Consider the following 20,427-nt stretch of genomic DNA (forward strand, 5'->3'; position numbering starts at 1 on the left):
CTTGGAGCCCCGGCTGAGCTTGCTGCAGGCGGCGGAGTATAACCAAGTGTCAGCCCCGCCGACACCGCCAACGGTCTTTCACCGGCAGGCCTTGTATGCCACACTCACTGCCTTTCGGGCTTGCCTTACAAGGACTTATGCACCCTCTGCTGCCCAGCCTCCTGGCTGCATTCCTCTATACGGGCACCACGGCTTACCAGGGTCTTCGCCTCAGTCGGCGCGCCACGCCGGACAAGCGCCTGCTGGTGCTCGGCGGTGGCCTGGCCCTGCTCGCCCATGGCGCCGCGCTGATCCTCCAGCTGCTGACCCCTGGCGGGCTCTACCTGGACTTCTTCAATTCCGCCAGCCTGATCGCCGCCGCTGTGATCCTGCTCACCCTGGTCGCCGTGGCGCGGATTCCCATCGAGAACCTGCTGCTCCTGCTGCTGCCCCTGGGCACCCTGACGACCCTGGCAGCCGCCCTAGTCCCGGGAGGCACGTCGCAGGCGATCAACGAAGAGCCGGGCATCCTCGCCCATATCCTGCTGTCGATCCTGGCCTATGGCCTCCTGACCATGGCGATGTTCCAGTCCCTGCTGCTTCTCCTGCAGGACTACCAGCTCAAGCACAAGCACCCTTCGGGACTGATCCGCAGCTTCCCGGCCCTTCAGACCATGGAAAGCCTGCTGTTCGGCTTCCTCTGGGCCGGCTGGAGCCTGCTCTCGCTGTCGCTGATTTCCGGCTGGGTGTTCGTCGACAACCTGTTCGCCCAGCACCTGGCCCACAAGACCATCCTCTCCTGCATCGCCTGGGTGGTCTTCAGCGTGCTCCTCTGGGGTCGCCATCAACTGGGCTGGCGTGGGCACAAGGCCATCCGCTGGACCCTGGCAGGCTTCTGCCTGCTGATGCTGGCGTACTTCGGCAGCAAGCTGGTCCGCGAATTCATCCTGCATATCTGACACGCCACCATGCACGGACTGCTCGCCGGCCTCCTCCTCGGGATCACCCTCTCCCTGGTGGCCGGTGCGGCGGTCGCCTGGATCACGAGCCGGCGCCGCCACGGCGTCGAGATCCAGCCGCAATCGCGCATGCCCGTCGCTGTGACCCAAGCCCTGCAGCAGGTCACCCTCGGCGCCATCATGATTCCCCGCAGTGAAATCCAGGGCATCGACCTCAACGCCTCGCCGGAACAGATCCTCGCTCAGTTGCAGGACGCCACCCACACCCGCCTGCCGCTGTATCGCGGCGACATCAACCAGATAGAAGGCATCCTCCACCTCCGCCGCCTCCCCCGCCTGCTCGCAGGGGGCACGCCCAGCGTGGAAGCCTTGCTGGCGGCGAGCCGGAGCACCTACTTCGTCCCGGAAAGCACGCCCCTGCTGACCCAACTGGTGAACTTCCAGAAGCAACAGCGGCGCCTCGGCATCGTGGTGGACGAGTACGGTGACGTGGTGGGACTCGTCAGCCTGGAGGACATCTTCCAGGAACTGGTGGGCGAGTTCGGCAGCCTGGAGGACCTGGCCCCCAACCCCGGCATCCAGCCCCGGGAGGGTGGCCGCTACGAACTGGATGGCTCACTGCACCTGCGGGAGCTGAACCGGGTACTGGGCTGGCACCTGCCCTGCGACGGCCCCAAGACCCTCAACGGCCTGATCACCGAAGCCCTGGAGCAGATCCCCGACTGCGGCGTCTGCCTCAAGGTCGGTCCCTATCGCCTGGAGATCCTCCAATCCGGCGAGAACCGGGTACAGCGGGTACTGGCCTGGCGAGTGGGCCTCAAGCCCGGAGCCTGACGCTCCTTCAGGCCCCCTCGTGGGCGACCGGCTGCTCCACGCGCACCGCCAGGCGGGTGGCGAACCAGTGCGCCAACTCCTCACCCCAGACCCGATAGCCCAGTGTCGAGGGATGGTAGCCGTCCAGTGCCAGATACTCCCGACGCATCTCCAGCCGGGTGGCGCAGCAGTCCCAGCCCTCTCGGGCGGCCAACGACTGCAACTGGCGATCGAGCAGTCTCGCTCGCCAGCCCAGCAGTAGCCGCAGCAGCCAGGGTAGCGCGGTGAAATGCTCCAGCGGCGGCACTCCGGCGAGCGCCACGCGTGCGCCGCGAACGGCGAAATGCCCGGCCAGGCCATTCAGGGCCGATAGCCAGCCCCGACTGGAGCTGAAATGCGTGGTGTCGTTGACCCCGAAGACCAGCAGCACCAGATCGAAGGATTCGTCCGCCACCCTCGGCAGCAACCGCGCCCGGGCGCCCGCCGCCGTGATGCCGTTTTCACCACAGGCCCGCCAACTCACGGGCCGCTGCAGGCGACTCGCCAAGGCTCCGGCCAGTTGCCCGGCCAGGGCGAAATCCAGGCAGGACACGCCAACGCCCGCAACCGTGGATTCACCGATCAGGAGCAAGCGCAGGGGCTCACCCGGCGTGTCCGCCCCGGCCAGCCCCCGATCAGGCCCAGCGGCGGGCGCCAGGCGTAGGGCATTACGACGAGCCTGCACGGCCATGGGCAATGCCAGGGGCGACAGCGACAGCGTCGCCGCCCACCAGCACCAACCGGCCAGGTGGATCACAGCAGGATGTCGACTGCCTGGGCAGAACGGGTCGCCTTGGCGCGCGCCAGGTCGGTGGACTCGTCCCTCGCCAGGGCAACGCCCATGCGGCGCTGTCCGTCCACTTCCGGCTTGCCGAAGAGGCGCAGCGCGGTGTCGGGCTCACTGAGGGCCACCGCCAGGTTGCCGAAGCTGACCTGATTCGAAGTGCCCTCCACCAGGATCACCGCCGACGCGGACGGCCCCTGCTGGCGGATGACCGGGATCGGCAGGCCGAGGATGGCCCGGGCATGCAGGGCGAACTCGGACAGGTCCTGGGAAATCAGGGTCACCAGGCCGGTGTCGTGGGGGCGCGGAGACACCTCGCTGAACCACACCTGGTCGCCCTTGATGAACAGCTCCACGCCGAACAGGCCACGCCCGCCCAGAGCCTCGGTGACCGCCTGGGCGATGCGCTCGGACTCGGCCAGGGCCTTCGGACTCATGGCCTGGGGCTGCCAGGACTCGTGGTAGTCGCCCTTCACCTGGCGGTGGCCGATCGGCGCACAGAAGCTGGTGCCGCCGATATGCCGCACGGTGAGCAGGGTGATCTCGTAGTCGAAGTCGATGAAGCCCTCCACGATGACCCGTCCCTTGCCGGCGCGCCCGCCCTCCTGGGCGTAGTCCCAGGCCGCCTTGAGGTCGGCATCGGACTTGAGCACCGACTGCCCCTTGCCCGAGGAACTCATGATCGGCTTGACCACGCAGGGGTAGCCGACACTTGCGGCGGCGGCGGCGTAATCCTCGAAGGTATCGGCGAAATGGTAGGGCGAGGTGGGCAGGCCCAGCTCCTCCGCCGCCAGGCGCCGGATGCCTTCGCGGTTCATGGTCAGCTGCGCGGCACGGGCGGTGGGCACGACCGTGAAACCTTCGGCCTCCAGTTCCACCAGGGTGGCGGTGGCGATGGCCTCGATCTCCGGCACGATGTAATGGGGTTGTTCCCGCTCGATCACGGCACGCAGGGCCGCGCCATCGAGCATGCTGATCACGTGGCTGCGATGGGCCACCTGCATGGCGGGGGCGTCGGCGTAACGGTCCACGGCGATCACTTCGCAGCCCAGGCGCTGCAGTTCGATCACCACTTCCTTGCCGAGCTCGCCGGAGCCGCACAGCAGTACGCGGGTCGCGCTGGGCGACAAGGGGGTTCCAATACGGGGCATGGGGTTTCCTCGGGGAGTCAAGAAGCCTTGGGGGACGTCATGTACAGGCCGCCGGCCTGGGCCCGCTCATGGCAACGGACCAGGACTTCGCGGCGCTCGGCGTTGTCCATGCGGCCCCAGCGGGTGATTTCGTCAGCGCTGCGCTGGCAGCCGCTGCAGATGTCGTGGTCGTCCAGCACGCAGACCTGGACGCAGGGCGAGCGGACGGGGCGTTCAGCGTCCATCAGTCGTCCTGCTCCACCAGGTCCCGGGCATAGCGCTGGGCGTTGTGTACGTAGTGGGCGGCACTGGCTTCGAGCATCTTCTTCTGCTGCTCGGTGAGCTCGCGCACCACCTTGCCGGGGGAGCCCATGACGAGGGAGCCATCGGGGATCTCCTTGCCCTCGGGAATCAGCGTGTTGGCACCGATGATGCAGTACTTGCCGATCTTCGCGCCGTTGAGCACCACCGCGTTGATGCCGATCAGGCTGAAGTCGTCGACGCTGCAGCCGTGGAGCATGGCGTTATGGCCGATGGTGACGGAGCGGCCGATGGTCAACGGGAACCCCATGTCGGTGTGCATGACGGTGCCGTCCTGGACATTGCTGTTCTCGCCGATATGGATCAGCTCGTTGTCGCCGCGCAGTACGGCGCCGAACCAGACACTGGCTCCTGCATCCAGGCGGACCTTGCCCACCAGGGTGGCGCCGGGGGCGGTCCAGCTGTCGGGATGGGCATCGACCCGGGCGGTTCCAAGGCGGTATTTCATCAGGCGCTCCTCGAACGGGGCTTGTCTATTTGAGTGATATGAAGCTTGCGGGCGCGCGGGACATCTCGATGCCCGCGTCGTAGACCAGGTTGACCAGCTCGACCACCATGATCGCGGTCAGGCCCCAGATCTTGTATTCCCCGAACTGGTAGCTGGGTACGTACCAGCTGCGGCCCAGATAATCGATACGGTGAGTGACCTGGCGCGGGTCATCCCGGAAGAAGGCCAGCGGCACGCTGAACACCGAGTCGATCTCACCATGGTTGGCCCTGTACTCGACGAAGTCCGGCACCAGCCCCACATAGGGCGTGACCTTGATGCCATGACGGGAAACCAGGGTGCTGAGCGGACCGATCACCTCCACCAGCCCCGGGGGCAGGCCGACCTCCTCCTCCGCCTCGCGCAGGGCCGTCTGCACCAGATCGGCATCTTCCGGATCACGGCGACCGCCGGGAAAGGCCACCTCGCCGCCGTGGGTGGACAACCCGCTGGCGCGCAGGGTCAGGACCAGTTCAGGCTCGTCACTGCGGGTGACAGGCACCAGAACCGCGGCTTCAGGGAAGCCATGGTCGGTTTCCAGGGTCATCGGGGAATAGCGCTGCACACGTCGGAGCAGGTCGTCCAGCATGGATCTTCTCGTTCTTTTCGACTGCCGGGCATCATGGCATGAACCCGAGGGACGCCCAAGCCCCGCGCCGACAGGTCGCACACCCCCTTCCCCGCCCCCACGCCGCTTGCCGTAGGGTGGCAGGCCGCGCCAAGATGAATGCCAGAGCCCGAGGAACCCCGATGAAATTCTGCAGCCAGTGCGGCAGCCCCGTGTCCCAGCGCATCCCCGAAGGCGACAACCGCTTGCGCTACGTCTGCGACCACTGCCATGCCATCCACTACCAGAACCCGCGCATCGTCGCCGGCTGCCTGCCCATCTGGAACCAGCAGGTGCTGCTCTGTCGCCGCGCCATCGAACCCCGCCGGGGCTACTGGACGCTGCCCGCCGGCTTCATGGAGAACGGCGAGACCATGGAGCAGGCGGCCATGCGGGAAACCCTCGAGGAAGCCTGTGCCCGGGTGCGCAACCTCAGCCTCTATACCCTGTTCGACCTGCCTCACATCAGTCAGGTCTACACCTTCTTCCGGGCCGAGCTGGAAGACCTGGATTTCGCCGCGGGCGACGAAAGCCTCGAAGTCCGCCTGTTCCACGAACCCGAGATTCCCTGGTCGGAGCTGGCTTTTCCGACGGTGGGCCGTACCTTAGAATGCTTCTTCGCCGATCGCGCCGGCCAGGTCTACCCGGTGCGCAATGAGCCTCTGGCACCGTTGCTGGCCCACTACAAGAAGACCTGAATGTCTACCGCTTATCCGAACACCCTGGGGATGCCGTGCCGATGCGCTGGTTGTTAGTCGTTCTTTCCATGGGCCTTGCGGCCCTCGCCCAGGCCAGCACCACGCCGGCCCTCGGCAGCCAATCCATCGACAAGGTCCTGGTGGTGAAATCGGAGCGCAAGCTGCTGCTGATGAATCGCGGCGACGTGCTCAAGTCCTACCGCATATCCCTGGGTAAACAGCCCGTCGGCCCCAAGCTGCGTGAAGGCGACCAGCGCACCCCCGAGGGCTTCTACTGGATCGACTGGCGCAAGACCAGCGACAAGTTCAACCTGGCCATGCACATTTCCTACCCCAATGCCCGCGACGCCGCCAAGGCACGGGAGAAGGGCGTACCTCCGGGTGGCATGATCATGATCCACGGCACCCCGCTGGATGAGGAGTACCCGGAGTGGTATTTCCACACCCTGGACTGGACCGAGGGCTGCATCGCCATGAAGAACGCGGACATGCGCGAAATCTGGAGCCTGGTCAAGGACGGCACCCTGATCGAGATCAGGCCCTGAGTCGGACAGCCAACCGCGCTTCGGGGGTCCGATCCGGTGGAGGGATGGCGATTTTCAGGCAGACTCAGGCCGAGGCGGCCAAAGGACGAAAGCTGAAGTAGAAACGCAGGGCATCGATGAGGTCGGCGTACTCGGCTGGCGGCGCCACCAAGGAGAAGCCGGAATCGTAATGTCCCGGGTTCACATCTTCGTGGCACCACTGGCAGGTGGCGCAGAAATCGACGAAGTGCACATGACCGTCCTTGCCCGGGATCTTCAGGCGCATGTCGAAGCGCGCGCCCACCAGCATGGGCAGTTGGCTGATCAGCATCAGGCCGTCCATGGACACATTGCCCAGGTAACCCATGGGCTTGTCGGTGATGCGATTGAACACCTTCAGGTAGTACGGCAACTGGTGGCGTTCGATTCTGCGCTTGGTAGGCATGATGTCAAATCGCTATTGAAGGTACCCTAGTATGGACCTGATACAGCATCGGACCAACCGTCAATTGCACTCCCTGGCCAGGCTCGCAGCCACCCGCTTGCGGGCGGACTCGATCTCCTCGTCAGTGTAGTACTGCCGCTCGCCCTGCTCATCCAGCCGGTAAAGAGGACCGGGATGATCCAGTTGCTCCTGGGAGTCGCGCAACCGGCTGCACCGCATCTGCCGCTCCTCGCGGACCTCGGCGGCACGTTCGGCGGCCACAGCCTGCTCCTGGCGACGGGCATCGTAGAACTTCGCCGCGCGCGCCTCACGCTCACGGGTCGCCGCGTCCCGCTCCACCACCTGGGGCCTGACGGTGATCCGCTGCGCCCCCGCCTCCGGCTTCTCGCCGAAATGCACCCGCCCCTGGGCATCGGTCCAACGGTAGATCTCCCCATTGGCCAGCGGGGAAATCAGCAGCAAGCAACACAACAGACGACGCATTCCCTGGCTCCTGAGCGTAAGGCGTCAGCATAGTCCCGGCGGCGTGCGGCTCAAGCAGGCAACGACCGACGGGCGGGTGGGCGGTCAGAGCGGCGCCGCGGACGCCCTGGTCGCGCCGCCCAGGTGACCGAGCTGCTGCAGTGTCTCCAGGCGCGCCTTGGCCCGGTAGGCGTACTCGCTGCTGGGGTAGCGAGCCATGATGAACTGATAGGTCTGAGCCGCGTCGACGAACAGGCTCTGCCGCTCCAGGCATTGCCCCCGCAACAGGGAAATCTCCGGCTGCAGGTACTGGCGGGAGCGGCTCTTGCGCTCGGCCTTGGACAGCTCGAGCATCACGTCCTCGCAGTTCCCCTTCTCATAGGCGCGATAGGCATTGTTCAGGTGATGGTCGAGGGACCAGCGGGTGCAGCCGGCGGTGGCCGCCAGCAGCGTCAGGATGATCAGGGTGCGCATGGGTAATTCCTCCGTCACCGGGATATCGGCCGGTCACGACACTTCTTCAGGTCGCCAAGCATAACCTCCGAGGGGTCCTGCGAGCTGCACGGCACCCGGACCAGATCCTCGACCGCAACGACGACTTAACCGTCCGGCGGAGCAGGTGAAACAATTCAGCGCGTAGTGAAAAGTCTCCATGACTACAGTTATTGCCCGTAGTAGCCTCGGGCTCAGCTTGGAAAATGGAGTCGTCGCATGTCGTTCCGCCGCACAAAAATCGTCGCTACCCTCGGCCCAGCCAGCAACTCCCCGGAAATGCTGGAACAACTGATCCTCGCCGGCCTCAACGTGGCCCGCCTGAACTTCTCCCACGGCAGCCCGGAAGAACACAAGGCCCGAGCCCGCCTGGTACGTGAGCTGGCGGCCAAGCACGGCCGCTTCGTCGCCCTGCTGGGCGACCTGCAAGGTCCGAAGATCCGCATCGCCAAGTTCGTCAACAAGCGCATCGAACTGAAGGAAGGCGACAGCTTCCGCTTCTCCGTCACCCATCCGCGCGACGCCGGCAACCAGGACGTGGTGGGCATCGACTATCCGGACCTGGTGAAGGACTGCAGCGTGGGCGATGAACTGCTGCTGGACGACGGCCGCGTGGTGATGCGCGTGGAAGCCGCCACCGCCGACGAGCTGCAATGCCGCGTCACCATCGGTGGCCCGCTGTCCGACCACAAGGGCATCAACCGCCGTGGTGGCGGCCTGACCGCACCGGCCCTGACCGCCAAGGACAAGGCCGACATCAAGCTGGCCGCGGAAATGGAGCTGGACTACCTGGCCGTCTCCTTCCCCCGCGATGCCGCCGACATGGAACTGGCCCGCCGACTGCGGGACGAGGCCGGTGGCAAGGCCTGGCTGGTGGCCAAGATCGAACGCGCCGAAGCCGTGGCCGACGACGAAGCCCTGGATGGCCTGATCCGCGCCAGCGATGCGGTGATGGTGGCCCGTGGCGACCTGGGCGTCGAGATCGGCGACGCCGAGCTGGTGGGCATCCAGAAGAAGATCATTCTCCACGCCCGCCGCTACAACAAGGCCGTGATCACCGCGACCCAGATGATGGAGTCGATGATCCACAACCCCATGCCGACCCGCGCGGAAGTCTCCGACGTAGCCAACGCCGTGCTGGACTACACCGACGCCGTGATGCTTTCCGCCGAGAGCGCCGCCGGCGAGTACCCGCTGGAAGCCGTGCAGGCCATGGCTCGCATCTGCCAGGGTGCCGAGAAGCACCCGGACACCCGCCGCTCCCACCACCGCCTCGGCCAGACCTTCGGCCGCTGCGACGAGAGCATCGCCCTGGCCTCCATGTATGCCGCCAACCACTTCCCCGGCATCAAGGCCATCATCTGCCTGACCGAAAGCGGCTACACCCCGCTGATCATGTCGCGCATCCGCTCCTCGGTGCCGATCTTCGCCTACTCGCCCCACCGCGAGACCCAGGCCCGCGTGGCCCTGTTCCGCGGCGTGGAAACCGTGCCCTTCGACGCTGCGGCGCTGCCGCCGGAGAAGGTCAGCCAGATGGCCGTGGACGAACTGCTCAAGCGTGGCGTGGTCACCAAGGGCGACTGGGTGATCCTGACCAAGGGTGACAGCTACACCACCCAGGGCGGCACCAACACCATGAAGATCCTCCATGTGGGCGATCTGCTGGTCTGAGTCGCACAAGGCCATGAAAAAGCCGCCTCGAAGGGCGGCTTTTTCATGGGCGGGAACGACCGCCACTCAGACGAACTTCGAGAAGTCCGGTTGCCGACGCTGGGTAAAGGCCGACAGCGCTTCCATCGCCTCCGGGCTGCGCAGTCGCTGGCAGAACAGCTCCCCTTCCTCGGCGATCGCCCGGCGCAGCTCCTCGCGCCCCGGCGCCTGCATCAGGCGCTTGCTCACCGCCAGGGCGGACGGGGCCAGATCGAGGAAACGCAACGCCGCCTCGCGCGCCCGGGCGAAGGTCACGGCGCCGTTTTCCAGGGCGGCATTGGCGATGCCCCAGTGAGCGGCCTGTTCCCCGGTGAACCCCTCCCCCAGCAGCAGCAACTCCGCCGCCCGGGCATGGCCCAGGAGTCGCGGCAGGATCAGGCTGGAGCCGAACTCGGGGCAGAGCCCCAGGTTGACGAAGGGCATCTTCAAGCGGGCGTCAGTGCTCACATAGACCAGGTCGCAATGCAGCAGCAGGGTGGTACCGATACCCACCGCCGGCCCGCTGACCGCCGCGACAACGGGTTTGGGAAAGTCGAACAGCGCACGCATGAACTGGAACACCGGGCTGTTCTCGCCACTCGGCGGCTCTTCGAGGAAGTCGACGATGTCGTTGCCGCTGGTGAAGCACGCCTCGCTGCCGGTGATCAGCACCACCCGCACGTCACGGTCTTCGCGGGCCGCATCCAGCACCTCGGCCATGCGACTGTACATGGCGCGGGTCAGGGCGTTCTTCTTGTCCGGGCGATTCATGCGCAGGGTCAGCAGCCCCTGTTCGCGCTCCACCAGAATGTGCTCGCTCATGGAAATCCTCGATGTTCTCGCGCCCGTTCAGGCGTCGCGGGTCAGGAAACTGTCCGCCAGCAACTGGGTGCGGGGCAGGCCGGCCAGGTAGAGCCGACGCGCGAAATCCTCGACGCCGGTGGGGTGGCCGCAGAGTAAGGCGATGGTCTGACGGGAAACAAGACGGAATTGCGCCAAAACCTCCGGCAGCTCGGCCGGCGTCACCAGTCGCACCTCCAATGAGGGATGCGCGGCCGCCAGCGCGCCCAGCGGTCCGGCCAGGTAATGCCCCGACGAATCATGGGCCAGGTGAATGAAGCGGATGGGGCCCGAGTGATGCTGCCGCAGGGCTTCCCGCAACAACCCCCAGAGCGGCGCCAGGCCGGTACCCGAAGCCAGGAACAGCAGGGGCCGGGCATCCCAGGCGGGATCGTAGTGCAGGGCGCCACCATGCAGTTCCCCCAGGCGCAGGCGCTCGCCCGGCAGCAGTCGCCGCGCACGGTCGCTGAACTGACCCGGCAGGCGGCAATCCAGGTGGAACTCCAGAGCCTCGTCCAGGCCGGGGACGCTGGCCAGGGAATAGGGACGGGCGACACCTTCGTCATTCCACAACAGCACATGCTGGCCGGCGCCATAGCGGAAAGGCCGACAAGGCTGGAGCCGCAGCCGCAGCACATCGGTCGCGGGCCAGTCGACCGAGATCACGTCGGCCTCTATGCCATCGCGCCGGGGATCGAAGATCTCCACCCGCAAGTCCTGGACCACCAGGCACTGGCAGGACAGTCGCCAGCCCTCGGCTCGCTGGGCGGGAGAAAGCGCTTCCGGGCGGGCATCCGCCGGCTCTCCCGCCAGGCAGCGCACCAGGCAGGCATGGCAACTTCCGGCGCGGCAACTGAACGGCACCCTGCAGCCCCCGGCATTCAGGGCATCCAGCAGATTGCTGGCGGGTGCGACGGTCCAGCGTTTTCCAGCGACTTCTAGCTCAGGCACCCTGCTCCTCCCAGGCGGCATCGCAACGGTTACGTCCGCCGCGCTTCGCCCGATAGAGTGCCTGATCCGCGCGCTGCAACGCATCATCCAGATCGTCCCCGACCGACAGCAGCGTCATGCCCGCCGACAGGCTCAGCCGCTCCACCTGAACGCCGACGGGCTCGGCGGCGGCATAGGCGGCCCGCAGACGCTCGCAGCAGGCAGTGAGGCGGTCCGCGTCGCAATTGGGGATCAGCAGGACGAACTCTTCGCCGCCGTAGCGGGCCAGTACGTCGCCATCCCGCAGGCAGGCCCGCGCCACCGCCGCGAAGGTCTGCAGCACGCGGTCGCCGGAGGCGTGTCCGTGGACATCGTTGATGCGCTTGAAATGATCCAGGTCGATCAGCGCCAGGCCGAGCTGTCGAGTGCCCTCCAGGCTGTCCAGCTCACGGCCGGCCAGGCGCAGGAAATGCCGGCGGTTGAACAGCCCGGTCAGCTCGTCGGTGGCCACCATATCCTCCAACTGCCGCATCATGCCCCGCAGCGTGTCCTGATGCGCCTGCAGGGCGAAGCGCCGCTGTCGCATGCGCTGGCGCAGGGCCTGGACATAGCTGGCGAACAGGCTCATCCAGGTCATCAGGACGAAGAGCACGCAGACCTGCAGCAGAGCCAGCGCGGGGTCTGGCAGCCGCAGGCGATATGCCTCGTAGAGATTGAGCCCGGCGAAGGCGAAGAACCCCAGCGCCGCGCAACGCACGAACACGCGAGGTTTCAACTGGAAGACGCCGAACAGCAGGATCAGCACATAGGCAGCAAGCAGCGTACCCCTGGCCGTGTCCACCATGGACAGAAGCCAGGTGTGCCAGAGCATCGCAATCAGCACCTGTGCCTGGGTCAGGCTGGGATCGGCGAAGCGCAGGTTGTGACCGCTGAGGAAGATCCAGAAGAAAACGAGTTGGGACAGCGCCACCAACCCGGTGCCAATCAGTGCCGTGCTGGTGCTGACGCGAAACAGGCCGCCCAGCAGGGCGACCCAGCACAACACGAGAATCAGCGCATAGGTCGCCACGGCCATGCCAAAGCGCTTCATCAGCAGACTCTGCAAGGCTCTGTGGCTGATCCGCTGGCTGGATGGGCTCATGGGCTCCTTCCCGTAATGGCACCATGCCGCCAATTTACCCTTGTGATCACAGATTGCCTAGTGCGTAGGAACTGGCCGACAACCGACCAGGGTCGACTACCGGCGACTGTGCCCCGCTGATACCTCGCGCTATACTGCCGCGCCTTTTGAGCCCGCAAGCGCGCCGGGTCGTGGTCCGGCGCTTCCCAGATGTTCCCGTGTTAAGAGGAGCGCTCCCCCCATGACCGTGATCAAGCAGGACGACCTGATCCAGAGCGTCGCCGACGCCCTGCAGTTCATTTCCTACTACCACCCCGTCGACTTCATCCAGGCCATGCACGAGGCCTACCTGCGTGAAGAGTCCCCCGCCGCGCGCGACTCCATGGCGCAGATCCTGATCAACTCGCGCATGTGCGCCACCGGCCACCGCCCCATCTGCCAGGACACCGGTATCGTCACCGTGTTCGTCCGCGTGGGCATGGACGTGCGCTGGGACGGCGCCACCATGAGCGTCGACGACATGATCAACGAAGGCGTGCGCCGCGCCTACAACCTGCCGGAGAACGTCCTGCGCGCCTCCATCCTGGCCGACCCGGCGGGTGCCCGTAAGAACACCAAGGACAACACCCCGGCGGTGATCCACTACTCCATCGTTCCCGGCAACACCGTGGAAGTGGACGTGGCCGCCAAGGGCGGTGGCTCCGAGAACAAGTCGAAGATGGCCATGCTCAACCCGTCCGACTCCATCGTCGACTGGGTCCTGAAGACCGTCCCGACCATGGGCGCCGGCTGGTGCCCGCCGGGCATGCTCGGCATCGGCATCGGCGGTACCGCCGAGAAGGCCGCCGTGATGGCGAAGGAAGTCCTGATGGACCCGATCGACATCCATGAACTGAAGGCCCGTGGCCCGCAGAACCGTATCGAGGAAATGCGCCTGGAGCTGTTCGAGAAGGTCAACCAGCTGGGCATCGGTGCCCAGGGCCTGGGCGGCCTGACCACCGTGCTCGACGTGAAGATCATGGACTACCCGACCCACGCCGCCTCCCTGCCGGTGTGCATGATCCCCAACTGCGCCGCCACCCGTCACGCCCACTTCGTGCTCGACGGCTCCGGTCCGGCCGTACTGGAAGCCCCGCCGCTGGACGCCTACCCGGAAATCGTCTGGGAAGCCGGCCCCTCCGCGCGCCGCGTCGACCTGGACAGCATCACCCCGGAAGAGGTGCAGAGCTGGAAACCGGGCGAGACACTGCTGCTCAACGGCAAGATGCTCACCGGTCGCGACGCCGCCCACAAGCGCATGGTCGACATGCTCAACAAGGGCGAAGAACTGCCGGTGGACCTCAAGGGCCGCTTCATCTATTACGTCGGCCCGGTCGATCCGGTCGGTGACGAAGTGGTCGGCCCGGCTGGCCCCACCACCGCCACCCGCATGGACAAGTTCACCCGCCAGATCCTGGAAAGCACCGGCCTGCTGGGCATGATCGGCAAGTCCGAGCGCGGCCCCATCGCCATCGAGGCGATCAAGGACAACAAGGCCGTCTACCTGATGGCCGTCGGCGGCGCCGCCTACCTGGTGGCCCAGGCGATCAAGAAGTCCAGGGTCCTGGCCTTCGCCGAACTGGGGATGGAAGCCATCTACGAGTTCGACGTGAAGGACATGCCGGTCACCGTCGCCGTCGACACCAATGGCGAATCGGTGCACATCACCGGCCCGGCGATCTGGCAGAAGAAAATCGCCGAGAACCTGGCGGTGGAAGTGAAGTAAGCCGCCCACGCGACACGACGAAGCCCGGCCATGCGCCGGGCTTCTTCGTTTTCCGGTTTCTGGATCCCGCAGGGGACCGTTAGCCGAAGGGCCAAGCGCCGATTCCCCTGCCCCTGGCGCGCGAAAACGCGCCCTACGCGGGCCGGATGCGCTCGAACTGCTCCGGCCAGTCCCGACGCGTGAACACCTGCCCCTCGTTGCGTACCCGCCGGACCTCATCCAGGTCCAGGTCGCAGATCAGCCACTGGCTCGAGCCGGGACACAGCGCCGCGCTTTCGGCGATCACGCCATCGCGGGGCATGCCGTAGTCCGGCGGCACGTAGAGGCCCGCTCGGCCGATGTTCTCGTCCAGCGCCGGCGACCAGGGTGCCAGGCCCACCGTGGGCGACTGCAGCACCGCGACCTGGTTCTCCAGGGCCCGGGCCTGGGCGCCGATGCGGACCCGGTGGTAGCCCGCCTCGGTATCGGTGCAGCTGGGTGCGAGAATCAGGTCGGCGCCGCCTTCGGCCAAGGTCCGCGCCAGCAGCGGAAACTCGTTGTCGTAGCAGATGAGGATGCCCAGCCGGCCCAGGCTGGTGTCGAACACCCGCAGCCCCTGCCCCGCCGAGATGTGCCAGTGCTCCCGTTCGAAGCGGGTCATCATCAGCTTGTCCTGGAAGCCCAGTTCGCCACCCGGCCCGAACAGCCAGGCGCGGTTGCGATAGCGCCCATCGGCATCGCGCACGGGCAGGCTGCCGGGCTGCAGGTAGACGCCGAGCTTCGCCGCGATGCCGGTGCAGAGGGCACGCCAGTCCTGCAGCAGCGGCTGGATGCCCTCGATGGAGGCCAGCAGGTCGCCGCGCAACGCCGGCGCCAGTTGCCCACTCAGCACCAGGCCGGCGTACTCCGGCAGCACCAGCAACTGCGCCCCCCGCTCCGCAGCTTCGGCGCAGAGCGCCTCCAGGTGCCGGGCATAGGCCTCCCAGCTTTCGTGGAGTTCGATGGCGTACTGGCAGGCGGCGATCCTGATCACGGCGAGAGCTCCTTGAGCCAGAAGGACATGGGCTTGGCCGACTCGGCGTCTTCGTCCAGGTCGCGCCAGTGGTATTCGGTGCGCAGCTGCGGATAGTGCCGGTAGCCACGGTGGGCCCAGAATTCGTTCAGCGGCCGGTAGCCCGGCGGACGGCGCGGATGATCGGCGGGACGCTCCACCGCGCAGAAGGCGCAGTGGTCGAATCGACCCAGGCGCCGCGCATGGGCCTCGCGCTCGGCGAAGAAGCGCACCCCGAGGCCGCCGCCCCGGTACTCAGGCAGCAACACCGATTCGCCGAAATAGAAGATGCGCGCCGGATCCCAGCCCCCGTCGAGGAAGGGGCGCTGGAACGCCTCGGTCTCGTCGGCCATGGGCAGTCCGGTGGAAACACCCACCACGCGCTCGCCGTCCAGCGCCAGCACGAACAGGCTGTCCGGCGACTCCGCGTAGGTGGCGAGGTAACGCGCCTCGTACTCCGGGGTGCCGTCATAGAGGTAGGGGAACTCGCGGAAGACGGTCAGGCGAAGGTGCGCGAGGTCAGGAATATGGGGCGCGATGGCGGCGCCCTGGAGTAGACGGATCTGCATGGGAGCGGTCGTTCTGGCGATGTTGATGACGCCCCTGGCTAAGCCGGGCCCGAGCGGAGACCCTATCATGCCCGCCACGTGCCGACTGACTCCATTGCGACAGGAACCCAGCCATGACCGCTACCGAACTGGTGCAAGCCTATTACGACGCCTTCAACGCCGGCGACATGCCCGCCTTCCTCGCCCTGCTGAGCGAGGACGTGGTGCATGACATCAACCAGGGGGAGCGCCAGCAGGGCAAGGCCGTCTTCGCCGCCTTCATGGACAAGATGAACCGCTGCTACAAGGAGCGGCTGTCCGACATCGTGATCATGGCCAGCGCCGACGGCAGCCGCGTCGCCGCCGAATTCGTGGTCCACGGCCAGTACCTGGCCGACGACGAGGGCCTGCCGCCGGCCAAGGGCCAGACCTACGTGCTGCCGGCCGGCGCCTTCTTCCATCTCCATGCCGGCAAGATCGCCCGGGTGACCAACTACTACAACCTCAACGACTGGATCGAACAGGTCTGCTGATCGGCGCCTGAGCCCTGTCCGGCGCTCGCTCGCGGGGACGTCAGGAAACGCCGCGCCCCTCCTGCGCCCGCGCCTTCGGCAGTTCCACCACCGTGGCGCGGCGCTGGGCCAGGTAACGGGTGCAGCTGACCCGCAGGAAGGAGGCGAAGTTGACCACCTCGCCGCGGTACTCCATCACCTCGTCGTAGAGCTTGGTGATGAGCTGGTTGGTGGTCATGCCGTCCACCTCGGCGATCTCCCGGAGGATGTCCCAGAACTGGTTCTCCAGGCGCAGCGTCGTCACCACCCCGCGAATGCGCAGGGAGCGCGAGCGGGACTCATAGAGGATGGGGTCGGCCTTGACGTAGAGCTCGCACATGGCGTGCCTCCTTGTATGTGTTCCCGCGCATCACCAGCCGGGGCGATACCCCGCCCTCCGTGGACGCATCCACGGAACGGGGCGAATTCATTCGCGAGAGGCCGGCGCAACCGGCCTCCAGCGCCGAAGTCTCAAGGCTCGATCCTGGTCCCCAGCAGCTTGAGGAACGCCGCCAGCCAGGCGGGATGGGCGGGCCAGGCCGGGGCCGTTACCAGGTTCCCCTCGACATGGGCCTGGTCGACCGGAATATCCACGTACTCGCCGCCGGCGAGCTTCACCTCCGGACCGCAGGCCGGGTAGGCGCTGCAGGCCCGTCCCTTGAGCACACCGGCGGCGGCCAGCAGCTGGGCGCCGTGGCAGACGGCGGCGATGGGCTTGCCCGCCTGGTCGAAGGCCCTCACCAGCTCCAGCACCCGGGCATTCAATCGCAGGTACTCGGGGGCGCGGCCGCCGGGAATCAGCAGGGCGTCGTAGTCCTCGGCCTTCACCTGGGCGAAGTCGAAGTTCAGGGCGAAGTTGTGGCCCGGCTTCTCGCTGTAGGTCTGGTCGCCCTCGAAATCGTGGATGGCGGTGCGCACGGTCTGCCCGGCGACCTTGTCCGGGCAAACCGCATGTACGGCATGCCCCACCATCGAGAGCGCCTGGAACGGCACCATGGTTTCGTAATCCTCGGCGTAGTCGCCCACCAGCATCAGGATCTTCTTCGCGGCCATCGTCTGTCCTCCTCCTGGATTGGAAGCCCAAGGCTTCAGGGTCGGTCCATTATCCCCGGCCCTGCCGAGGCCGGGTAATAGCGGCTTACTACAGTATCGACGGCCCGTGCAGCCACGCCCTCGGGTCGTTCACCGGCAAGACCGGCCGGGCGATCATCCGTCGAGCCTGCGGGCTAGCGACGACGGTCCAGCAGGTTCACCACCAGGCGGTCCAGCCAGCCCCAGAGGCGCTGGCGAATCCGCTTGGTCAGGGGGCGGGTGAGCCAGTCGTCCATGGTGATCTCACGGCTTTCGGAGAAATCCTGGCGCATGCACTCGGCCACTGCCAGGGTGAAGTCCGGATCCAGGGCCTCCAGGTTCGCCTCCAGGTTGAAGCGCAGGTTCCAGTGATCGAAGTTGCAGGAGCCGATGCTGACCCAATCGTCCGCCAGCACCATCTTCAGGTGCAGGAAGCGCTCCTGGTACTCGAAGATGCGCACACCGGAGCGCAGCAGCCGTGGGTAGTAGCGCTGGCCGGCGTAACGTACCGGCGGATGGTCGGTGTGCCGGCTGGTAAGCAGCAGCCTGACCTCCACCCCCCGCCGGGCGGCCTTGATCAGGGCCCGGCGGACCTTCCAGCTGGGCAGGAAATAGGGCGTGGCCAGCCAGACCCGCTGGCGGGCGGTGCGAATGCTGCGCGCCAGCGACTGGACGATATCCCGATGCTGGCTGGCGTCGGCGTAGGCGATGCGCCCCAGCCCCTCCCCCACCGCCGGATAGGGCGGCAGGTGAGCCAGCCCCGGCCCTTCCCCCGGCTTCCAGGGTCGCCGACCGAGGTTGGCCAGCCACTGGAAATCGAAGATCGATTGCCAGTGGGCTACCAGCGGGCCTTCGATGGCCACCATCACCTCGTGCCAGCGGCTGGCATCCAGCCTGGGGTCCCAGAACTCGTCGGTGGAGCCGGTGCCGCCGACGAAGGCCTGGCGATCGTCCACCACCAGGATCTTGCGATGGTCGCGGTAGAGGTTGCTGAAACCCTTGCGCCAGCGAAGGGGGTTGTAGAACTGCAGCTGCACGCCTGACTCGACGAGTCGCGCCCGGGCCGTCGAGCCCAGCTTCAGGCTGCCGAAGTCGTCGAACAGGCAGCGCACCCGCACGCCGCGCACGGCGGCGACGCAGAGCGCGTCCACCAGGGCCTTGGTGCAGAGGCCGTCCTCCACCAGGTAGAGCTCCAGCGCGACCTGCCGCTCGGCCCGCGCGATGGCCGTGAGCATGAGCGGAAAGAACTGCGGTCCGTCGATCAGCAGTTCGAAGCGATTGCCGGACCTCCAGGGGAAGATCTGCCCCATCAGCGCTCCGTGAAGATCAGCACGGCCCCCACCGGGACCGAGAGGCTGATGCTGGGCAGGCCGGCGAGCTTGCGCAGGCCATCCAGGGCCGGGGCCAGGCCGAAGTCGTCCACCTGCAGCACCAGGGGCGCCAGCGTCACCACCTGAAAGCGGTGGTCGTCCAGGCGCGTGGCCAGCAGCTCGGCACGGTAGGGCTTCTCCTGATCGCGGATCTTCACCGTCAGGGGCAGCACCAGCTCCTGCTGGGCGCCCGGCGCCAGGGTAGCGATGGGCCCCAGGTCCAGCCTGGCGGTGACGTCCGCCTCGGGGAACCTGGCGATGTCGAAGAACTGCTCGCGCAGGCGCTGGTCACGCAGGGGGATGCCGGTGCTCACCGACTCCAGCTCCACCCGCAGGCGGACCTGGCCGTCATCGCCGATCTTCCCGTGAAGGGTGAGGAAACGGTGCACCTCCGAGACGCTGCCGGCCTTGGTGGAGATGAAGGAAATGCGGGAGGACTCGTTGTCCAGGTACCAGCTGGCATGAACCGGCAGCGCCAGGGCGCCGAGCAGGGCCAGGAGGGAACGGATGGATCTGTGCATGCGGGCTTCCTTTTGGCATGTCGCTGACGGCGAAGAGACACAGACCGGACGCCATGGGTCACAGGAAGGGCCGGCCGGGTTCCGCCATCGTCCGGCGTGGGCCGGTCAATGGGAGCAAAGCTACCAGAGGAAACCGCTGTTTGGGGTCCACAGCCCACCGGCAGGGGCGAAATCCTTCTTCCCTGCCGGTTCGCTGCGACTCACAGGCGCGGATAGTCGATGTAGCCCACCGGTCCCTGGGCGTAGAACAGCTCGGGACGCGGCTCGTTCAGCGGTGCGTCGAGACGCAGGCGCTCCGGCAGGTCCGGGTTGGCGATAAAGGGGATGCCGAAGGCCACGGCGTCGGCCTTGCCTTCCGCCAGCCAGGCGTTGGCCTGTTCCCTGGTGAAGCGCTCGTTGGCGATGAAGACGCCACCGAAGGCTTCCTTGAGCTGCGGGGTCAGGCTGTCATCGGCCACCCTCTCACGGGCGCAGATGAAGGCCACGCCACGCTTGCCCAGTTCCCGGGCGACGTAGCCGAAGGTCTCGGCCCGGTTGGAATCGCCCATGTCATGGGAGTCGGCGCGGGGCGCCAGGTGAACGCCGACCCGGCCGGCGCCCCAGACGGAAATCACCGCATCGGTGACTTCCAGCAGCAGGCGCGCGCGGTTCTCCAGGGAGCCGCCATAGCGGTCGGTGCGCTGGTTGGTGCTGTCCTGGAGGAACTGGTCCAGCAGGTAGCCATTGGCGGCGTGGATTTCCACCCCGTCGAAACCGGCGGCCTGGGCGTTTTCGGCGCCGATGCGGTAGGCCTCGACGATATCGGCGAGCTCCTCGGTCTCCAGGGCGCGGGGCACCGGGTAGTCACGCATCGGCCGCAGCAGGCTCACATGGCCCCTGGCGGCGATGGCACTGGGCGCCACCGGGGCTTCGCCGTCCAGGTAGCTGGGGTCGGAGATGCGGCCTACATGCCAGAGCTGCAGGACGATCTTGCCGCCATTGGCATGCACGGCCTTGGTGATATTGCTCCAGCCCTTGACCTGCTCGTCGGACCAGATGCCGGGGGTGTCCGGGTAACCGACGCCCATGGGCGTGACGGCGGTGGCTTCGCTGATGATGAGCCCGGCGGACGCGCGCTGGGTGTAGTACTCGGCCATCAGCGCGTTGGGCACGCGGCCCTCGTCGGCACGGCAGCGGGTCAGGGGCGCCATGATGATGCGGTTGGCGAGTTCCAGGTCACCGATCTTGATGGGGTCGAAGAGCGTGGGCATAG

The 20,427-nt window shown here is 66.8% G+C and carries 24 protein-coding genes and 1 pseudogene; 7 read left to right on the plus strand and 18 right to left on the minus strand.

The window, feature by feature from the left end; translation table 11 throughout:
* Nucleotides 1-137 precede the first annotated feature (137 nt).
* Nucleotides 138-938, plus strand: coding sequence for a cytochrome C assembly family protein (locus KF707C_RS23255; protein ID WP_003451502.1), 801 nt, complete (start codon nt 138-140; stop codon nt 936-938).
* Between the two features lie 153 nt (nt 939-1,091).
* Nucleotides 1,092-1,772 (plus strand): annotated as a pseudogene (locus KF707C_RS23260) (transporter associated domain-containing protein); the annotation flags it as partial.
* 7 nt (nt 1,773-1,779) lie between these two features.
* Here the strand turns inward: KF707C_RS23260 and KF707C_RS23265 are convergent.
* Genes KF707C_RS23265 through KF707C_RS23285 form a run of 5 tightly spaced genes read right to left on the minus strand, consistent with a single transcriptional unit; the run spans nt 1,780 to nt 5,101 of the window.
* The gene (locus KF707C_RS23265; protein WP_003451496.1) at nt 1,780-2,547 is read right to left on the minus strand and encodes an SGNH/GDSL hydrolase family protein; all 768 of its coding nucleotides are present in this window, start codon (nt 2,545-2,547) and stop codon (nt 1,780-1,782) included.
* The gene (gene purT, locus KF707C_RS23270) at nt 2,544-3,725 is read right to left on the minus strand and encodes a formate-dependent phosphoribosylglycinamide formyltransferase (protein ID WP_003451495.1); all 1,182 of its coding nucleotides are present in this window, start codon (nt 3,723-3,725) and stop codon (nt 2,544-2,546) included. Before purT ends, KF707C_RS23265 begins: the two co-directional genes overlap by 4 nt.
* 17 nt (nt 3,726-3,742) lie before the next feature.
* Nucleotides 3,743-3,949: a DUF1289 domain-containing protein gene (locus KF707C_RS23275; RefSeq protein WP_003451494.1), complete on the minus strand. Its 207-nt coding sequence runs from the start codon at nt 3,947-3,949 to the stop codon at nt 3,743-3,745.
* On the minus strand, nt 3,949-4,473 hold the full coding sequence (locus tag KF707C_RS23280) for a gamma carbonic anhydrase family protein (RefSeq protein ID WP_003451492.1): 525 nt from the start codon (nt 4,471-4,473) through the stop codon (nt 3,949-3,951). Before KF707C_RS23280 ends, KF707C_RS23275 begins: the two co-directional genes overlap by 1 nt.
* A 25-nt stretch (nt 4,474-4,498) precedes the next feature.
* Nucleotides 4,499-5,101: a CoA pyrophosphatase gene (locus KF707C_RS23285; RefSeq protein ID WP_003451491.1), complete on the minus strand. Its 603-nt coding sequence runs from the start codon at nt 5,099-5,101 to the stop codon at nt 4,499-4,501.
* Nucleotides 5,102-5,262: 161 nt separating this feature from the next.
* On the opposite strand from KF707C_RS23285, the gene KF707C_RS23290 reads away from it, so the two are divergent.
* Nucleotides 5,263-5,817: an NUDIX hydrolase gene (locus tag KF707C_RS23290; RefSeq protein ID WP_003451490.1), complete on the plus strand. Its 555-nt coding sequence runs from the start codon at nt 5,263-5,265 to the stop codon at nt 5,815-5,817.
* Nucleotides 5,818-5,858: 41 nt separating this feature from the next.
* Complete coding sequence (locus KF707C_RS23295; RefSeq protein ID WP_003451488.1) at nt 5,859-6,362, plus strand: L,D-transpeptidase family protein; 504 nt, start codon at nt 5,859-5,861, stop codon at nt 6,360-6,362.
* A 64-nt stretch (nt 6,363-6,426) separates the two neighbouring features.
* Here KF707C_RS23295 and KF707C_RS23300 read toward each other — a convergent pair whose 3' ends face one another.
* From KF707C_RS23300 to KF707C_RS23310, 3 genes are all read right to left on the minus strand, one after another.
* On the minus strand, nt 6,427-6,786 hold the full coding sequence (locus tag KF707C_RS23300; protein ID WP_003451485.1) for a PilZ domain-containing protein: 360 nt from the start codon (nt 6,784-6,786) through the stop codon (nt 6,427-6,429).
* Nucleotides 6,787-6,846: 60 nt separating this feature from the next.
* Nucleotides 6,847-7,269 carry a DUF4124 domain-containing protein gene (locus KF707C_RS23305; RefSeq protein ID WP_003451484.1) on the minus strand — a complete coding sequence of 141 codons (423 nt, stop codon included), beginning with the start codon at nt 7,267-7,269 and terminating at the stop codon, nt 6,847-6,849.
* An 84-nt stretch (nt 7,270-7,353) separates the two neighbouring features.
* Nucleotides 7,354-7,722 carry a tetratricopeptide repeat protein gene (locus tag KF707C_RS23310; protein WP_003451480.1) on the minus strand — a complete coding sequence of 123 codons (369 nt, stop codon included), beginning with the start codon at nt 7,720-7,722 and terminating at the stop codon, nt 7,354-7,356.
* A 237-nt stretch (nt 7,723-7,959) separates the two neighbouring features.
* On the opposite strand from KF707C_RS23310, the gene pyk reads away from it, so the two are divergent.
* Nucleotides 7,960-9,411 carry a pyruvate kinase gene (gene pyk / locus KF707C_RS23315; RefSeq protein ID WP_003451477.1) on the plus strand — a complete coding sequence of 484 codons (1,452 nt, stop codon included), beginning with the start codon at nt 7,960-7,962 and terminating at the stop codon, nt 9,409-9,411.
* A 66-nt stretch (nt 9,412-9,477) separates the two neighbouring features.
* Here pyk and KF707C_RS23320 read toward each other — a convergent pair whose 3' ends face one another.
* The 3 genes from KF707C_RS23320 to KF707C_RS23330 are packed head-to-tail and all read right to left on the minus strand — an operon-like array spanning nt 9,478 to nt 12,340.
* Nucleotides 9,478-10,251 carry an enoyl-CoA hydratase gene (locus KF707C_RS23320; RefSeq protein ID WP_003451475.1) on the minus strand — a complete coding sequence of 258 codons (774 nt, stop codon included), beginning with the start codon at nt 10,249-10,251 and terminating at the stop codon, nt 9,478-9,480.
* Nucleotides 10,252-10,278: 27 nt separating this feature from the next.
* Nucleotides 10,279-11,220: an iron-sulfur-binding ferredoxin reductase gene (locus tag KF707C_RS23325; RefSeq protein WP_003451473.1), complete on the minus strand. Its 942-nt coding sequence runs from the start codon at nt 11,218-11,220 to the stop codon at nt 10,279-10,281.
* On the minus strand, nt 11,213-12,340 hold the full coding sequence (locus tag KF707C_RS23330; RefSeq protein ID WP_003451471.1) for a GGDEF domain-containing protein: 1,128 nt from the start codon (nt 12,338-12,340) through the stop codon (nt 11,213-11,215). The genes KF707C_RS23325 and KF707C_RS23330 overlap by 8 nt, the downstream gene beginning before the upstream one ends.
* Nucleotides 12,341-12,560: 220 nt before the next feature.
* On the opposite strand from KF707C_RS23330, the gene KF707C_RS23335 reads away from it, so the two are divergent.
* A complete protein-coding gene (locus KF707C_RS23335) occupies nt 12,561-14,084 on the plus strand; it encodes a fumarate hydratase (RefSeq protein ID WP_003451468.1) in 1,524 nt (507 codons plus the stop codon).
* A gap of 133 nt (nt 14,085-14,217) precedes the next feature.
* Here KF707C_RS23335 and KF707C_RS23340 read toward each other — a convergent pair whose 3' ends face one another.
* Both KF707C_RS23340 and KF707C_RS23345 read right to left on the minus strand, forming a co-directional pair.
* On the minus strand, nt 14,218-15,096 hold the full coding sequence (locus KF707C_RS23340; protein ID WP_003451465.1) for a carbon-nitrogen hydrolase family protein: 879 nt from the start codon (nt 15,094-15,096) through the stop codon (nt 14,218-14,220).
* A complete protein-coding gene (locus KF707C_RS23345; RefSeq protein WP_003451462.1) occupies nt 15,093-15,683 on the minus strand; it encodes a GNAT family N-acetyltransferase in 591 nt (196 codons plus the stop codon). Before KF707C_RS23345 ends, KF707C_RS23340 begins: the two co-directional genes overlap by 4 nt.
* A 113-nt stretch (nt 15,684-15,796) precedes the next feature.
* Here KF707C_RS23345 and KF707C_RS23350 point away from each other — a divergent pair, with 113 nt between their 5' ends.
* Nucleotides 15,797-16,195, plus strand: coding sequence for a nuclear transport factor 2 family protein (locus tag KF707C_RS23350; protein ID WP_003451452.1), 399 nt, complete (start codon nt 15,797-15,799; stop codon nt 16,193-16,195).
* 40 nt (nt 16,196-16,235) lie between these two features.
* Here KF707C_RS23350 and KF707C_RS23355 read toward each other — a convergent pair whose 3' ends face one another.
* From KF707C_RS23355 to KF707C_RS23375, 5 genes are all read right to left on the minus strand, one after another.
* On the minus strand, nt 16,236-16,553 hold the full coding sequence (locus KF707C_RS23355; RefSeq protein WP_003451451.1) for a ribbon-helix-helix domain-containing protein: 318 nt from the start codon (nt 16,551-16,553) through the stop codon (nt 16,236-16,238).
* A gap of 131 nt (nt 16,554-16,684) precedes the next feature.
* Complete coding sequence (locus KF707C_RS23360) at nt 16,685-17,266, minus strand: DJ-1/PfpI family protein (RefSeq protein WP_003451450.1); 582 nt, start codon at nt 17,264-17,266, stop codon at nt 16,685-16,687.
* A gap of 173 nt (nt 17,267-17,439) precedes the next feature.
* Nucleotides 17,440-18,597, minus strand: a complete 1,158-nt coding sequence (locus KF707C_RS23365; RefSeq protein WP_036992685.1) for a phospholipase D-like domain-containing protein — start codon at nt 18,595-18,597, stop codon at nt 17,440-17,442.
* Nucleotides 18,594-19,175: a YceI family protein gene (locus KF707C_RS23370; RefSeq protein WP_003451448.1), complete on the minus strand. Its 582-nt coding sequence runs from the start codon at nt 19,173-19,175 to the stop codon at nt 18,594-18,596. Before KF707C_RS23370 ends, KF707C_RS23365 begins: the two co-directional genes overlap by 4 nt.
* Before the next feature lie 200 nt (nt 19,176-19,375).
* Nucleotides 19,376-20,425 carry an alkene reductase gene (locus KF707C_RS23375; protein ID WP_003451447.1) on the minus strand — a complete coding sequence of 350 codons (1,050 nt, stop codon included), beginning with the start codon at nt 20,423-20,425 and terminating at the stop codon, nt 19,376-19,378.
* Nucleotides 20,426-20,427: the final 2 nt, after the last annotated feature.

The sequence above is a fragment of the Pseudomonas furukawaii genome (assembly GCF_002355475.1).
Lineage (GTDB): Bacteria > Pseudomonadota > Gammaproteobacteria > Pseudomonadales > Pseudomonadaceae > Metapseudomonas > Metapseudomonas furukawaii.

Coding starts and splice junctions, on each gene's coding strand:
- KF707C_RS23350 (WP_003451452.1), top strand. CDS start 15,797: ATGACCGCTACCGAACTGGTGCAAGCCTATTACGACGCCTTCAACGCC.
- KF707C_RS23255 (WP_003451502.1), top strand. CDS start 138: ATGCACCCTCTGCTGCCCAGCCTCCTGGCTGCATTCCTCTATACGGGC.
- KF707C_RS23345 (WP_003451462.1), bottom strand. CDS start 15,683: ATGCAGATCCGTCTACTCCAGGGCGCCGCCATCGCGCCCCATATTCCT.
- KF707C_RS23275 (WP_003451494.1), bottom strand. CDS start 3,949: ATGGACGCTGAACGCCCCGTCCGCTCGCCCTGCGTCCAGGTCTGCGTG.
- KF707C_RS23320 (WP_003451475.1), bottom strand. CDS start 10,251: ATGAGCGAGCACATTCTGGTGGAGCGCGAACAGGGGCTGCTGACCCTG.
- pyk (WP_003451477.1), top strand. CDS start 7,960: ATGTCGTTCCGCCGCACAAAAATCGTCGCTACCCTCGGCCCAGCCAGC.
- purT (WP_003451495.1), bottom strand. CDS start 3,725: ATGCCCCGTATTGGAACCCCCTTGTCGCCCAGCGCGACCCGCGTACTG.
- KF707C_RS23370 (WP_003451448.1), bottom strand. CDS start 19,175: ATGCACAGATCCATCCGTTCCCTCCTGGCCCTGCTCGGCGCCCTGGCG.
- KF707C_RS23375 (WP_003451447.1), bottom strand. CDS start 20,425: ATGCCCACGCTCTTCGACCCCATCAAGATCGGTGACCTGGAACTCGCC.
- KF707C_RS23285 (WP_003451491.1), bottom strand. CDS start 5,101: ATGCTGGACGACCTGCTCCGACGTGTGCAGCGCTATTCCCCGATGACC.
- KF707C_RS23300 (WP_003451485.1), bottom strand. CDS start 6,786: ATGCCTACCAAGCGCAGAATCGAACGCCACCAGTTGCCGTACTACCTG.
- KF707C_RS23330 (WP_003451471.1), bottom strand. CDS start 12,340: ATGAGCCCATCCAGCCAGCGGATCAGCCACAGAGCCTTGCAGAGTCTG.
- KF707C_RS23355 (WP_003451451.1), bottom strand. CDS start 16,553: ATGTGCGAGCTCTACGTCAAGGCCGACCCCATCCTCTATGAGTCCCGC.
- KF707C_RS23335 (WP_003451468.1), top strand. CDS start 12,561: ATGACCGTGATCAAGCAGGACGACCTGATCCAGAGCGTCGCCGACGCC.
- KF707C_RS23290 (WP_003451490.1), top strand. CDS start 5,263: ATGAAATTCTGCAGCCAGTGCGGCAGCCCCGTGTCCCAGCGCATCCCC.
- KF707C_RS23310 (WP_003451480.1), bottom strand. CDS start 7,722: ATGCGCACCCTGATCATCCTGACGCTGCTGGCGGCCACCGCCGGCTGC.
- KF707C_RS23295 (WP_003451488.1), top strand. CDS start 5,859: ATGCGCTGGTTGTTAGTCGTTCTTTCCATGGGCCTTGCGGCCCTCGCC.
- KF707C_RS23360 (WP_003451450.1), bottom strand. CDS start 17,266: ATGGCCGCGAAGAAGATCCTGATGCTGGTGGGCGACTACGCCGAGGAT.
- KF707C_RS23305 (WP_003451484.1), bottom strand. CDS start 7,269: ATGCGTCGTCTGTTGTGTTGCTTGCTGCTGATTTCCCCGCTGGCCAAT.
- KF707C_RS23280 (WP_003451492.1), bottom strand. CDS start 4,473: ATGAAATACCGCCTTGGAACCGCCCGGGTCGATGCCCATCCCGACAGC.